General features: G+C 45.1%; 9 protein-coding genes and 2 pseudogenes. 10 read left to right on the top strand and 1 reads right to left on the bottom strand.

All coding sequences use genetic code 11. The annotated features are described in order from the left end of the window. Positions 1-4 precede the first annotated feature (4 nt). The 6 genes and pseudogenes from kdpB to GH808_RS02360 form a co-directional block, all read left to right on the top strand. Positions 5-1,336, top strand: a pseudogene (gene kdpB, locus GH808_RS02385) (potassium-transporting ATPase subunit KdpB); the annotation flags it as partial. 173 nt (positions 1,337-1,509) lie between these two features. After that, the gene (locus tag GH808_RS02380) at positions 1,510-3,054 is read left to right on the top strand and encodes an IS1182 family transposase (protein ID WP_186841202.1); all 1,545 of its coding nucleotides are present in this window, start codon (positions 1,510-1,512) and stop codon (positions 3,052-3,054) included. 166 nt (positions 3,055-3,220) lie between these two features. Next, positions 3,221-3,949 (top strand): annotated as a pseudogene (locus GH808_RS02375) (HAD-IC family P-type ATPase); the annotation flags it as partial. A gap of 9 nt (positions 3,950-3,958) precedes the next feature. Next, a complete protein-coding gene (kdpC, locus tag GH808_RS02370; RefSeq protein ID WP_186841201.1) occupies positions 3,959-4,519 on the top strand; it encodes a K(+)-transporting ATPase subunit C in 561 nt (186 codons plus the stop codon). Between the two features lie 28 nt (positions 4,520-4,547). Further along, positions 4,548-7,262 (top strand): sensor histidine kinase, encoded by a 2,715-nt coding sequence (locus GH808_RS02365; protein WP_186841200.1) that lies wholly within the window; start codon positions 4,548-4,550, stop codon positions 7,260-7,262. Continuing rightward, complete coding sequence (locus tag GH808_RS02360) at positions 7,252-7,956, top strand: response regulator (RefSeq protein WP_186841199.1); 705 nt, start codon at positions 7,252-7,254, stop codon at positions 7,954-7,956. Before GH808_RS02365 ends, GH808_RS02360 begins: the two co-directional genes overlap by 11 nt. Before the next feature lie 27 nt (positions 7,957-7,983). Here the strand turns inward: GH808_RS02360 and GH808_RS02355 are convergent, their stop codons facing one another. Then, positions 7,984-8,439, bottom strand: coding sequence for a ferritin-like domain-containing protein (locus GH808_RS02355; RefSeq protein WP_186841198.1), 456 nt, complete (start codon positions 8,437-8,439; stop codon positions 7,984-7,986). Between the two features lie 276 nt (positions 8,440-8,715). Between GH808_RS02355 and dxs the strand changes: the two genes are divergently transcribed. From dxs to GH808_RS02335, 4 genes are all read left to right on the top strand, one after another. After that, on the top strand, positions 8,716-10,590 hold the full coding sequence (dxs, locus tag GH808_RS02350) for a 1-deoxy-D-xylulose-5-phosphate synthase (RefSeq protein WP_186841197.1): 1,875 nt from the start codon (positions 8,716-8,718) through the stop codon (positions 10,588-10,590). A 94-nt stretch (positions 10,591-10,684) separates the two neighbouring features. After that, positions 10,685-11,551 (top strand): response regulator, encoded by an 867-nt coding sequence (locus tag GH808_RS02345; RefSeq protein WP_186841196.1) that lies wholly within the window; start codon positions 10,685-10,687, stop codon positions 11,549-11,551. Further along, positions 11,542-12,000, top strand: a complete 459-nt coding sequence (locus GH808_RS02340; RefSeq protein ID WP_186841195.1) for a chemotaxis protein CheX — start codon at positions 11,542-11,544, stop codon at positions 11,998-12,000. Before GH808_RS02345 ends, GH808_RS02340 begins: the two co-directional genes overlap by 10 nt. A gap of 352 nt (positions 12,001-12,352) precedes the next feature. Further along, positions 12,353-13,720 carry a citrate/2-methylcitrate synthase gene (locus GH808_RS02335; protein ID WP_186841194.1) on the top strand — a complete coding sequence of 456 codons (1,368 nt, stop codon included), beginning with the start codon at positions 12,353-12,355 and terminating at the stop codon, positions 13,718-13,720. Positions 13,721-13,920: the final 200 nt, after the last annotated feature.

The raw sequence follows: 13,920 nt of genomic DNA, 5'->3' as shown, positions 1-13,920 counted from the left end.
AACAATGAGTCGTGAATTTTCAAACAAAAAAATCTTTATCGATGCCGTTTACCAGTCTCTAAAAAAGCTTTCGCCTGCTGTTCAGATTAAAAACCCCGTTATGCTGGTCGTTTATATCGGGGCACTATTGACGACTGCACTTTTTATGCTCAGTTTCTTGGGGATCAAAGATGAGCATAGCGGTTACATTCTGGCCATCGCCTGCATTCTCTGGTTCACCGTTTTATTTGCAAATTTTGCTGAAGCCATCGCGGAGGGGAGAGGGCGTGCACAGGCAGACAGTTTGCGGAGCGCGCGAAAAGATGTTACGGCCAGAAAGTTGAAAAAAGCGACGGCTGTTGAAGACTATACGGAAGTCGTCTCGAATGCATTAAAAAAGGGCGACGTGATCTACGTTTTGGCCGGCGAACAGATCCCAATGGATGGTGAGATCATCGACGGCGCGGCGTCGGTTGATGAAAGTGCCATTACCGGTGAATCGGCGCCGGTCATCCGCGAATCCGGCGGCGATCGCAGCGCTGTTACCGGCGGTACAACGCTCCTGTCCGACTGGCTGATCATCGAAGTAACAGCCGAGGCGGGTGAAAGCTTTCTTGATAAAATGATTGCCATGGTTGAAGGCGCTTCCCGGAAAAAAACGCCGAATGAGATCGCGCTTCAGATACTGCTGGTTGCTCTGACCATTATTTTTCTTGTAGTTACCGTAACGTTGCTGCCTTTTTCCGATTTTGCCAGTCAGCAGGCTCAAACAGGGGCCCCGATTTCGATCACAAATGCCATCGCATTGCTGGTATGTTTGGCGCCAACCACCATCGGCGCATTGCTCTCATCGATCGGCATCGCTGGCATGAGCCGCCTCAATCAGGCCAATGTGATGGCCATGAGCGGACGGGCCATTGAAGCTGCCGGTGATGTGGACGTGCTGCTGCTGGACAAAACAGGCACCATAACCCTCGGAAACAGGCAGGCAAGTGTTTTTCTGCCCCTGACGGGCGTGACCGAGAAGAAACTTGCCGATGCGGCCCAGCTTTCTTCATTAGCCGACGAAACCGCAGAAGGAAGAAGTATTGTCATCCTGGCTAAAAACCGTTTTGGCTTGAGAGGACGTGATCTCTCCGATCTCGATGCGAAATTCATCGCGTTTTCTGCCAAAACAAAAATGAGCGGCATTGATTATCAGGGTAACGAAATCCGAAAAGGCGCTGCCAGCGCCATAAAAGCGTTTGTCGAAGAGCAGAACGGTGATTATCCCGAAGAATGCAGCCAGATTGTCAAACAAGTCGCCGAAGACGGGGGAACGCCTCTGGTCGTTGCCGAAAACAAACAGGTGCTTGGGAAACCTCCGAAAAACGAAAGCACCTGTAAATCTATACAATTAGACGAATAAATATGCTCGCTCTAATCTCACAACAAACTTTATTGATCAACTACCCCGGAATAGCAAGTAAAACAGCCAATAACGGGTATAAAGAAATCATGTAAAACGTTGATACAAGGGGGTTTCAGACCATGCTAAAGAAAAATAGACCGCAATTAGATATGTTTGATCATATCATATTTGAGAAGTTGGTTCCTAAAGATCATCTGTTGATTAAAATCGATTCAATTATTGATTTTTCATTCATTTATGACCTAGTAAAAGATCAGTATAGCTCAATTGGCCGGGGATCCAAAGATCCGGTCATGCTGGTTAAAATTTTTCTGCTGGAATACTTGTATCGACTTTCTGATGTAGAAGTCGTAAAACGAATTCAAACAGATATTGTGTTCCGATGGTTTTTAAATCTAGGTATTAACGATACTGTTCCCGATGACACCACGCTTAGTTTCTTTCGCGTTCAGCGCTTGACAGAAAAGCATTTCGAAGCTTTTTTCACTGAAATTGTGAAAAAATGCATTGAAAAAGACCTCATCCGGACGAATCGTTTCATCATTGATTCAACCGATGTGGCAGCCAATGTCAATTATCCTTCAATAAAAAAGCTGGCAAGAATTGCTTTCAATAAAGTAATACAGGCAGTGGCAGAATTCAATGAATCGCTGGCCGCTGAAATAGCAGCAGCGATTGAATCAGAACTGGATCTTGCTTATGAAAAATCAGTAAAAGTCAGCTGGCGGGAACATTTTGAAATCACCCAAAAGTATTTGGATAAACTCTATATCAAAACCTATGATGAGTTGCAATATAACCAGAAATATCTAGATGCTTTTGGTCTCTGCTATGACTTACTGGATCAATATACCAATAACAAAAAGGATAAGATCGTGAGCATTGTTGATCCGGATGCACGAGTCGCTCATAAATCACCTGGAAATGTTAAGAAGGGCTACAAAGATCATATCATCATCGATGAAGACAGTGAGATCATCTTGGCATCATCCCAGACACCATTTAACGTCGGTGATGGAAAAAAACTGAAGGAGCTGCTCCAAAAGACGGAAACACAAGTTGGTTTAAAACCAAAAGAACTGTCAGCGGATAAGGTTTATGGCGAAACAGAAAACAGAGCCTTTCTTAAAGATAATACCATCATCAGCAATATCGCATTTTACGAGGAATCCAACCAAGAAAATAACTATTTCAAAATGAAAGATTTTGTTTTTTCTGATGATTTCAAAACAGTTACTTGTCCAAACGGCAAGATTACCGAATTTTTTAAGATCAAACATGAAAAAGTTCACAATCGGGATATGAAGGAGTTTCAGTTCGATGCTAAAGATTGCAGTCAGTGTCCACTCATTGAGCAATGTATTTATCGTTATAAAAATGGTAAGTATCGCTATAAAAACAAACGAGTCACTGTTTATTTACGGCATGATGCGGTGTTAACGGATAAATCCAGAGTTTCAACCCCAGAATTCACCATTGCTTACAATAAGCGTTACAAAATCGAGAGACGTTTTGCTACAATGGTCAGAAATCACGGTTTGCGTCGGTGCCGATATATCAGACTCCGTGGGGCAAAAATTCATATTACCATGGCCAATCTAGCCTGCAATATTGTAAGGATGGTTTCTTTGTTATTCCCTCCAACAAAAAGTGTGAAAATCTGATGAAATCTGCGGAAGCAAAAGCATCTGCAGCCGCTAATTCCTCAGTCATTTTCAAACCTTTTATAAAAATTGAATCGTCAGGTTTCTATTAGCTTTATATCAACGAATATTCATTCATGATTTATAAAATCATGCTTTTTTATGGCCGTTTTTCGGAGGTTTCACAGGCGTTATCTATCTGAAGGATATTGTGAAAAACGGTGTCAAAGAGCGTTTTGATGATTTGCGCAAGATGGGGATCAAAACAATTATGATCACCGGCGATAATCCCATGACCGCTGCCGCAATTGCCGCCGAAGCCGGCGTGGACGATTTTCTGGCGGAGGCAACCCCGGAAGCCAAGCTTTCCCTGATCCGGGATTACCAGGCCAAGGGACATCTTGTGGCCATGACCGGCGACGGCACCAACGATGCGCCAGCCCTTGCTCAGGCTGATGTCGCAGTGGCGATGAATACCGGCACCCAGGCGGCTAAGGAAGCCGGAAACATGGTCGACCTGGATTCAAATCCAACCAAGCTGATCGACATTGTGCGAATCGGAAAACAGCTGCTGATGACGAGAGGCGCGCTCACGACCTTCAGCATCGCCAATGATGTTTCCAAATATTTTGCGATTATTCCGGTTCTGTTTTTCGGCATTTATCCGGAGCTGATTTCGCTTAACCTGATGGGACTGACCAGTGCAAAAAGTGCGATTCTATCGGCCATTATTTACAATGCGCTGATTATTGTTGCCCTGATCCCATTGGCCCTGAAAGGTGTCAAATATCAGGAAATGCCGGCCGGAAAACTGCTGCAACGAAATCTGCTCATCTATGGTCTGGGCGGACTTGTCGCACCCTTTTTTGCAATCAAACTGATTGATATGTTTCTGACCTTCTGCGGGTTGGTGTGAGGTGATACGATGAAAAAAATATGGGCGGTGTTAAGACCGGCATTATGGTGCTTTATGATCATGACGTTGCTGCTGGGCGTTATATATCCTACTGTTATAACAGGAATTGCACAAATTGCATTTCCAAAACAGGCAAATGGTAGTATCATTACCGTAAGCTCTCATGATGGAACCGAAAAAGAGATCGGTTCTGCATTCATTGCGCAGGAATTCACATCATCCCGATATCTCATCGGCAGGCCGTTCGGAACCGCCAATCTGTCGCCGGTAAACGATGAACAGAACAAAGCGGTGCAGCAACGCATAAAATGGTGGTATGACTTTGATGCTGAAAACAGTGCCGTTATTCCGTTGGATCTCGTCACGACATCCGGAACCGCTGCCGATCCCAACATCTCTCCTGAAGCCGCCGACTATCAGGTGACACGCATTGCAAGAGCAAGAAATATGACCGAAAATGAAGTAAAGCAAATCATCAGCCGCTATACCTCCCGGCGCCTGCTGGGATTTTGGGGGGAGCCCGCGGTGAATGTGCTGAAAGTGAATTTGGCACTTGATGGATTAATCTGACACAACAAATGCAAAAGGTGGTAAACTTATGGTAGATTTCGGTGATAACCGACCCAATCCCGATGATATTTTAGAAGATCTGTCTGCAGATTCAGTAAATAAAAAAGGTCGACTCGAAATCTTTTTTGGCTACGCTGCCGGCGTGGGAAAAACATACGCTATGCTAGATGATGCTCAGGAGCAAATGAAATGCGGCGTCGACGTCCTGGTCGGCTATATTGAACAGCATACCCGGCCTGAGACCATCCAGCTGATGGGCGATCTGCCCATGTTGGCACCAAAGATTGTTGAGTATCGAAATATGCAGCTCAAGGAATTTGATCTGGATGCGGCCCTCAAAAGAAAACCGGAGCTGATTCTGGTGGATGAACTGGCCCATACCAATGCGCCGGGGATGCGCAACAAAAAACGCTATCAGGATATCGAAGAGCTTCTCAATGCCGGCATCGATGTCTTTACAACGGTCAACGTCCAGCATATTGAAAGCCTCAATGACATTGTCGAAAAGATTACCCTGGTCAATGTCCAGGAAACCATTCCGGATTATATATTCAACAATGCCGATAAAATCAAGTTGATTGATATCGAGCCAGAGGAATTATTGATTCGATTCGCGAGTGGAAAAGTTTACCGTCAGGAACGGACTGAAAAAGCGCTCGAGAATTTCTTCACGAAAGAAAACCTGCGTCTTCTACGCGAAATTGCCATGCGCAAGGTGGCTAACCGGATCAGTTATGACAATCAGAATGAACCGCGGTTATCCCCAAAAATGGCCAATATCAAACTCCTGGTCTGTGTTGGCGCTTCACCATTTTCGGCTAAATGCATCCGCTGGACGGAGCGAACCGCCGAAGCTTTTCAGGCGCCGTGGACAGCCGTCTACGTCGAAACAATGGAAAGTGAACAGCTGACAGATCAGGAAAAGCAAAACCTTCGGGAAAATTTAGTACTAGCAGAGCGATTGGGGGCTGAAATCGTAACCCTCAATGGTTCTGACGTTGCCACCGTCATTGCCGAATATGCCAAGCTTTCCGGCATCACCAATATCGTCATCGGAAAAAGCCGAACCCCCAAAACAGTCTTCAGTCTTTTCAAAACCAGTCTCGAAGACCGTCTGATCGGCATGCTCTCAAGTATCGAGGTTCATATTATACCGGGCAACACGCTTCATCACCGACCCGCACAATACCGAAAACAAAGGCGACGCCTCGGTCGAAATCTGTCCTTTTCCCGAACGGATGCGCTAAAAACGGCGGCAATACTGATTGCTGCAACCCTGTTTTCACTGGTGATTCATAATCTGGGTATCGGCACACCGAATATTATCATGGTCTATCTTTTGTCGGTGCTGGTCGTTTCAAGAATGACGATGGGGTATGTTTACGGCGTTGCCGCATCGGTACTCAGTGTTCTTGTTTTTAATTTCTTTTTTACCGTTCCTTATTATACCTTTCATGCCATCCAAAAAGACTATCCGGTCACTTTTTTTATCATGCTGATCGTTGCCCTGATAACCAGTGCCCTGACCGTCCGCATCAAAACTCAGGCCCGGTTTGCGGTGGAAAGAGCGCACCGTACCGAAATTCTCTATGAGATCAATAAAAAACTGCTGGCATCCAACGATCTTGAGGGAACCGTCAGACTGGTCAATGAATACCTGGTCAAAATTTTTGGACGATCCGCTATTCTGTATACGCAGGATCCCTTCGCCAGTTTAGCTGAAACCTTTCGGCAATCGCCGCTGGAGCCCGATTCCGCCTTTCTGCTGTCAGAGGATGAACGCGCCGTCGCCCACTGGGTGTTTATGAATAAAAAATCAGCCGGCACCGGTTCGGATACCCTGATGGGGGCGCGGGCCTTCTATATGCCGATTGTTTCTCAAAGTCATGTACTGGGGGTCATCGGTTTATCCTGTACCAACGGAAAACTCAGTCAGGACAGCCGCCTGTTCTTACGGGTGATCGCTTCTCAGATTGAAATTGCACTGGAGCGTCATCATCTTTCAAACGAACAGCGGCGCGTCACCATTGAAGCGGAAAAAGAAAAAATGCGAAGCAATCTGCTGCGCGCGATCTCTCATGATCTGCGCACTCCGCTCACCGGGATACTGGGAGCAAGCTCCACTATTCTGGAAAACGGCGACTTTCTGGATGCCGAAACACGAAAAACGCTGCTTTTGAATATTCAGGACGAATCGCAATGGCTCATCCGGATGGTTGAGAACCTGCTGTCCGTGACGCGCATCAGCGATGGTCCGATGAAAGTAACCAAAACGCCGGAAGCTGCCGAAGAAATTATTGCCGAAGCCGTCAGCCGCATCCACAAATGGTTTTCCAACTGGAAAATTTCAGTGAAAGTACCGGACGAGCTTTTAATGGTCCCAATGGAGGGCACCCTGATTGAACAGGTTATCATCAATCTGATCGAAAATGCCATCAAGCATTCCCCTGAAGACTCGGTCATTCGTGTTGAAGCAACCAAAAAGGGCAGGAATGCCGTATTTGAAATCAGTGATGACGGTTCGGGGATCAGTGAACTGGAATTTCCCTATCTATTTGAGGCTTATGTACCGGATGAAAAACGCAGCGCTGATACTGCCAGGGGCATGGGCATCGGCTTGTCAATCTGCAAATCCATCGTCAATGCGCATCATGGGAAAATGGAAGCAGTCAACAAAAAATCCGGTGGTGCCGTATTTCGATTCATACTGCCGTTAGAAGAAGGGGAAAACAATGGACAATAAACCAGTGATACTCATCGTTGAAGACGAAGAGGGCATAGCCAACTTTATATCAGCTGTATTAAAAGCCAATGAATACAAAATCATCAAAACAGACAAGGGAAAAGAAGCCATTGCAATGACGGCATCCTATTCGCCGGATTTGGTTCTACTTGATCTGGGCCTGCCGGATATGGATGGCGTGGATGTGTTGAAAACAATTAGGGCATGGTCAGCCATCCCGATTATTGTGGTTTCGGCGCGGGGACATGAGCGTGAAAAGGTGGAAGCGCTTGATCTGGGGGCGGATGACTACATCACCAAGCCGTTTGGCACATCCGAACTTTTGGCCCGCATCCGGACCGGCCTTCGCCACAGCCAAAAGAATTCTGATGTGAATTCTGCCGAGATCAAAAAAATCACCGTCGGTGAACTGGAAATTGACTACGACAAAAGGTTGGTCTCCATTTCGGGCGAGCCGGTTCATCTGACCCCGATTGAATATAAAATCATCGTGCTGCTGTCCCGACATATCGGCAAAGTGCTGACTCATGATTTCATCATCAAGGAAGTCTGGGGACCCTATACCAACGAGATCCAGGCGCTGCGCGTCAATATGGCCAACATCCGCAGAAAACTCGAAAAGAACCCGGCGGCGCCGCGATACATCGTGACCCATGTCGGAGTCGGCTACCGGATGGTCGAAGAACTGGACTAAAAAAAGCGCCTCAAGGCGCTTTTCTTTTTATACTTCGGGCAGTAATTTTTCAAGAATAACCAGATGTCCCTGTTCTTCTTTAATAATCTTATCAAGCATCGCTTTGGTGCTCTCTTTTGAATGTTTTAATAGAAACTCGTAATATTCAATGGAGTTTTTCTCGGTCTGTATGCCTTCTTCAACGGCTTCTTTAATCGAGTTGAGTTTTACCTGTTCTCGGTTGAATGCTGCTGAGTTTGCATAGGTTTTAAAATAAGCCGTTACATCTTCTTCAAATAAATAATCAACTTCCGGCTTGTCTTTTAAACCATCAAACAGGCCTTTAAAATAGGTTGCATGTTTTGTTTCATCCATTGCCAGTTTTTTCAGCATTTCTTTGACATTGCCTTTTGCTTTAGAAGCCCACTTTTCATAAAATTTTGTGCCTTCTTCTTCCAGATTAATAGCCAACTGCAGTACTTCGTACATTGACGCATTTTCCATGTTCTTAACCTCCAGCCGATATTGTATTTGTTATATCATAACATACGATAATTGTATCCTATTTAGGAATAAATTTCAACTATTTTGAAAGAAACTTGTTGATTTTAACGTGCTAATGTATCAGGAAGCGCGTACAAATCTTTTGCTGCCAATAAAAGATGCCGTTTCTTATCATATTCTTAGCTCATAATTTAAAATAATTGACTTTTTTAGTTTCCTCTAATATCCTATAATAATACGTGACTTATGTAATTATGAAAGAAAGGACTACCCGAATTGAGTATATTAAAAAGCATTTCATCGCCAAACGATCTAAAAGGATTGTCTTACCGTGATCTTGAAATCCTTGCAGATGAACTTAGAAATGAAATTCTCAATACCGTATCAAATAATGGTGGACATCTGGCCTCAAATTTAGGCATTGTCGAAACGATGATTTCAATCCACCGTATTTTCAACTCACCAGAGGATCAAATTGTCCTGGATGTGGGACATCAAAGCTATGTTCATAAACTCCTGACCGGAAGACAGGGCCGTTTTGACACCCTCCGGCAGTGGAACGGCATCTCCGGCTTCACCAATCGCGAGGAAAGCGAATATGATCCTTTTGGTGCCGGACATTCCGGAACATCCATATCAGCCGCACTGGGACTGGCCACCGCCAATCTGTTAAACGGCAGTCCGAACTACGTCATTGCGGTTGTCGGTGATGGCTCTTTCACCAACGGGATGATCTATGAAGCCCTGAACAACTGCACCAAGAATAATTTGAAACTGATCATTATTCTGAATGACAACGAGATGTCGATTTCAGAAAATGTCGGCGGCCTCTCCAAATATCTGTCGAGAATCCGCACGAGTGAGAAATACTTCACCCTAAAACACCAAACCCAGCGATTTTTCCGGAAAATCCCGCTGGTCGGCGAAAACCTGGTCATGGAGACGCGAAAGCTCAAAAAGCGTTTTAAAAAACGGGTCATGAGCGAAAACCTGTTTGAAAATCTCGGTCTCGACTATCTGGGACCGATTGACGGCTCCGATCAGAAAAAACTGGAAACCGTTCTGAGGGAAGCCAAAGACAAAAACAGATGCTGCCTGGTCCATGTCCATACGGTCAAGGGCAAAGGCTATCAACCGGCCGAAGACAACCCCGAAATCTATCATTCCGTCGGCTCCTTCGATTTGGAAAAAGGGGTGGACCCGACGAACCAGAGCACGAATTTTTCATCGGTTTTCGGCGATATTCTCTGCCGGGAAGCCGCGCAAAACCCATCGGTCTGTGCCATTACCGCCGCCATGACCAGCGGCACCGGTCTCAGCGAATTCAGGAAAAAACATCGCCAGCGTTTTTTCGATGTGGGAATTGCGGAAGAACACGCGGTCACTTTTGCCGCCGGTCTTTCTGCCAATGGAAAACTACCCGTCTGCGCGGTTTATTCGACATTTACCCAACGGGTCTATGATCAGCTGATTCATGACGTTGCCATCCAGAAGCTCCCGCTGATCATGGCTCTGGACCGCTGCGGACTGGTCCCCGGGGATGGCATCACCCATCAGGGTATTTACGATTGCTCCTATTTGAGCTCCATTCCGGGAATTACAATTTTCAGCCCGGAAACCTATGCCGAGATGGAGCAGTCCTTTAACCAGGCCTTTCATCACAATGGCCTGACCGTCATCCGCTATCCCAAAGGCGCACAGTCCGAGTACGACCGCAGCCAGTATCAAACCTGTGGCGAAGTGAGCTATCAGGATTTTGGGAAAACACCCGGTGAAGTGGCTGTCATTACTTATGGACGGATCACCAAAAATGTCCATGATGCCATAGCCTCGCTGAATGCCAAAATTTCTGTTCGTCTAATCAAGCTGGTGAAAGTCCATCCGCTTGATTTTGAATCGGTGTTCACCCTGATTGAAGCGACTAAGAAGATTTATATCGTCGAAGAGGGAATAAAAAACGGGGGAGTTGCCGAAAAACTGGCAGCCGGAATTGCTCAGAATGAGAAAATGGGCGATAAAACGGTGTCGATCCGGGCCATAGACGATCCGCTGATTGAGCACGGCGATTTGACTTCCTTATATGAAAGCTGCGGATTTCTTTCCGAACAGATTTTTGTTGAACTGAATAATCTGATTCACAAATCAATATAATCATCTATCCTGATATTATTGCTTGACGCGGAAGCCTTTCAGCCATTAGAATAAAAGTAGAATTCAAATTATTATATCAAAAGGCGGTAGATTTATGGGAAATCCAAGAGTTATGATAGTAGATGATTCAGCTTTTTCAATCACTTTTTTAAAAAAAATGCTGGAACAAGTTGGACTTGATGTCGTCGCGACAGCACTCAATATGAGTGATGCCATCGAAAAAGCTCAGGAAATAAAACCTGATTTGATAACAATGGATATGACGTTGCCGGATGGTGATGGCATCGCATGTTCAAAAGAAATACTGAAACATCTGAAAAACACAAAGATCGTAGCCGTCAGTTCAATGATGGACGAAGAAATTGTTGAACACGCAAAACAGGTGGGGATCAGCGCCTATCTCCAGAAACCCGTGGATCAGGATGAATTGAAGGCGACAATCGAAAAGCTGTTTGCCGGTGAAGATCTGTACCGGCTTTTACAGGATCATTATGAAGAAGCGTTTAAGGAATCCACCTTCAATTTTCTGAAAAGAGAAATCGGCGGGGAAGTGGCAATACAAAACTACGAGTTGAAGTTCAAATCCGGCCGGAAATCCTCCGGTGTTTCAGTGTCAGTCGGCATCATCGGCCGCCACAATGGCCGGCTGATCATCGATATGTCTGCCGATACGGCACTCAATATGGTGAAAAAAATACTGCAGGATGACAACCAGACGCAAGAAAGTGCCATTCAATTTCTGGGCGAATTTGCCAATGTGATTGCCGGCAATGCCTGTTCGCTGCTGAACGGATTGAATCGATCCTTTGGTCTGCGGGTATCGCCGCCGACGATCATTATCGGCGAGGACATTACCGTATCCATCGGCGATATGAAAAACACGTCCTTTGCCATCAAGACGGACCTGGGCGATGCCTTCATGAATGTCGGTATTCAGAAGGGGGACTCATCATGGAGCTAAAAAACATCAATCCCTTTGTTGCGGCCATCAATGAGATTTTGCCCCAGTTTGGTTTTTCAAACCTGACGCAGAAAGAATTCACCGAAAAATCAAAAAAAATTATTGCCAGCGGCGTTGTTCTGACGCTGGGAATCGTCGGGGACAAAAAAGGAAATGTGGTTTACACGATCGATAAAGACGGAGCCAAACAGTTTGCCTCAACCATGATGATGGGTATGCCGGTTGAAGAACTGGACGAAATGGCACAAAGTGCCCTTTCGGAATTATCGAACATGCTCACCGCCAATGCCTGCATCAATTTTTCCAAAGAATCGGTCAATGTCGATATATCCGTTCCGACACTGCTGTTCGGTGAGAACATTGAACTGAACCTGAACAAAGATCAAATCACCTGTGTTGCCTTCGATGTCGATGGCATTCAGCTGGAAGTCTGTGTCGCGCTGGTTTAGTTCTGATGATGGTTTCCCCCTAACTTGGCAGCACTGATAAATTTTTTAACCCGCAGGATTCATACTTGCGGGTCTTTTTTCAATTTCACGACCATTTGGCAGCAGATCTTTCATCGGTTCGGGCGGATTGAGAAATTGAGAATGTTGGCAGTAGCCGGAATGAAAGATTGAAATTGAATCTTTCATAATTCAAATTGAAATTCGGTTTAAATGCATGATTACAACTTGAATATGTGTTTTTTTGAAAAGCACTTTCAAAATATATTGAAAATAATAATAATTTAACTTTATCTGTCTGAAGTTTTGCGGTATAATAGTCTAAATTATACTTAACGATACGAAGAGGAGATTGATGATGAATCATAGTTTTTCGGAAATTACCCCTGAAATAATTAAATACAGCGAGTTATGTAAAAAGAACAGCTATATCGAACCGGAATTATTCACAAAATATCAGGTTAACAGAGGCCTGAGAGATTTAGATGGCAACGGCGTTTTAACTGGATTAACTGATATTTCAGAAATTATTGCCTATACATATGATGACACTGGCAAACGAATTCCCCAAAAAGGTGAATTATTTTATCGCGGCATCAATGTTGAAGAATTAGTGGACGGTTTTGTAAAAGAAAAACGCTTTGGCTTTGAAGAAGTATCCTATCTACTGCTGTTCGGTGATCTTCCCGATCATGACGAACTTCACAATTTCACCAGGCTGCTGGGTCATTACCGCAATCTGCCCACCCATTTCGTGCGCGATATCATCATGAAAGCACCCAGTCGGGATATGATGAATACACTGGCCAGAAGCGTTCTGACCCTGTTTGCCTATGACGACAATGCCAACGATGTTTCAATCCCTAATGTTTTAAGACAATGCCTCGAGCTGATCGCTCTGTTTCCTCTGCTGGCTGTTTATGGCTATCAGACCTATAACCATTATCATGATGGACAGAGTCTGTTTATTCATCAGCCGCAGCCCGAACTTTCGACGGCTGAGAATATCCTTTATATGCTGCGGGCGGACAGCAATTACACAGATCTTGAAGCGCGCATTCTCGATATTGCACTGGTGCTTCATGCGGAGCATGGCGGCGGAAACAACTCCACCTTCACGACGCATGTTGTCACGTCATCGGGAACGGACACCTATTCGGTTGTAGCCGCTTCTTTGGGCTCGCTCAAAGGCCCCAAACATGGGGGAGCCAACATCAAGGTTGTCGAAATGTTCAACGACATGAAGGCAAACATCAAAGACTGGACCGATGAAAGTCAGGTGCGAAGCTATCTTGTCGATCTGCTTCATAAACGAGCTTTTGATAATGCCGGACTGATTTATGGAATGGGTCATGCCATCTATTCTGTTTCCGATCCCCGTGCTAAAGTTTTACGCGGATTTGTCAAGAGCCTTTCCGAAGAAAAAGGCTTGAATGAGGAATTCGAACTGTACTCACTGGTGGAACGACTGGCTCCCGAGGTGATCGGGGATGAACGAAAAATGTATAAGGGCGTCAGCGCCAATGTCGACTTCTACAGCGGTTTTGTCTACAGCATGCTCGGATTGCCGCTTGAACTCTTCACCCCGATTTTTGCAATCGCCCGGATCTCCGGCTGGAGTGCACATCGGTTGGAAGAGCTGATCAACGCCGGCAAAATCATCCGTCCCGCCTACATGAATGTCTGTGACCGACGCGAATACAATCCCTTGTCGCAGCGATAGCATTCAGATTTTTAACATATTTTTGATTCTTAAGGCCACCTTCATTATTTTTGTGATAAAATAATAAAAGTGGTCTTTTTTTATCATTCTAACATGGAAGCAAATCCATCAGAAATTTAAACGAAAGTAAATTGGTCGATACAGAGCTTTGTCACATCCTGAAATGGCCCGGCAATTGCTGCTTTATTAAACGATGAAAT

This window comes from Acetobacterium fimetarium, assembly GCF_014284475.1.
Lineage (GTDB): Bacteria > Bacillota > Clostridia > Eubacteriales > Eubacteriaceae > Acetobacterium > Acetobacterium fimetarium.
Note: the sequence above shows the minus strand (reverse complement) of the source record. Positions and strands in the feature narration are given on the sequence as shown.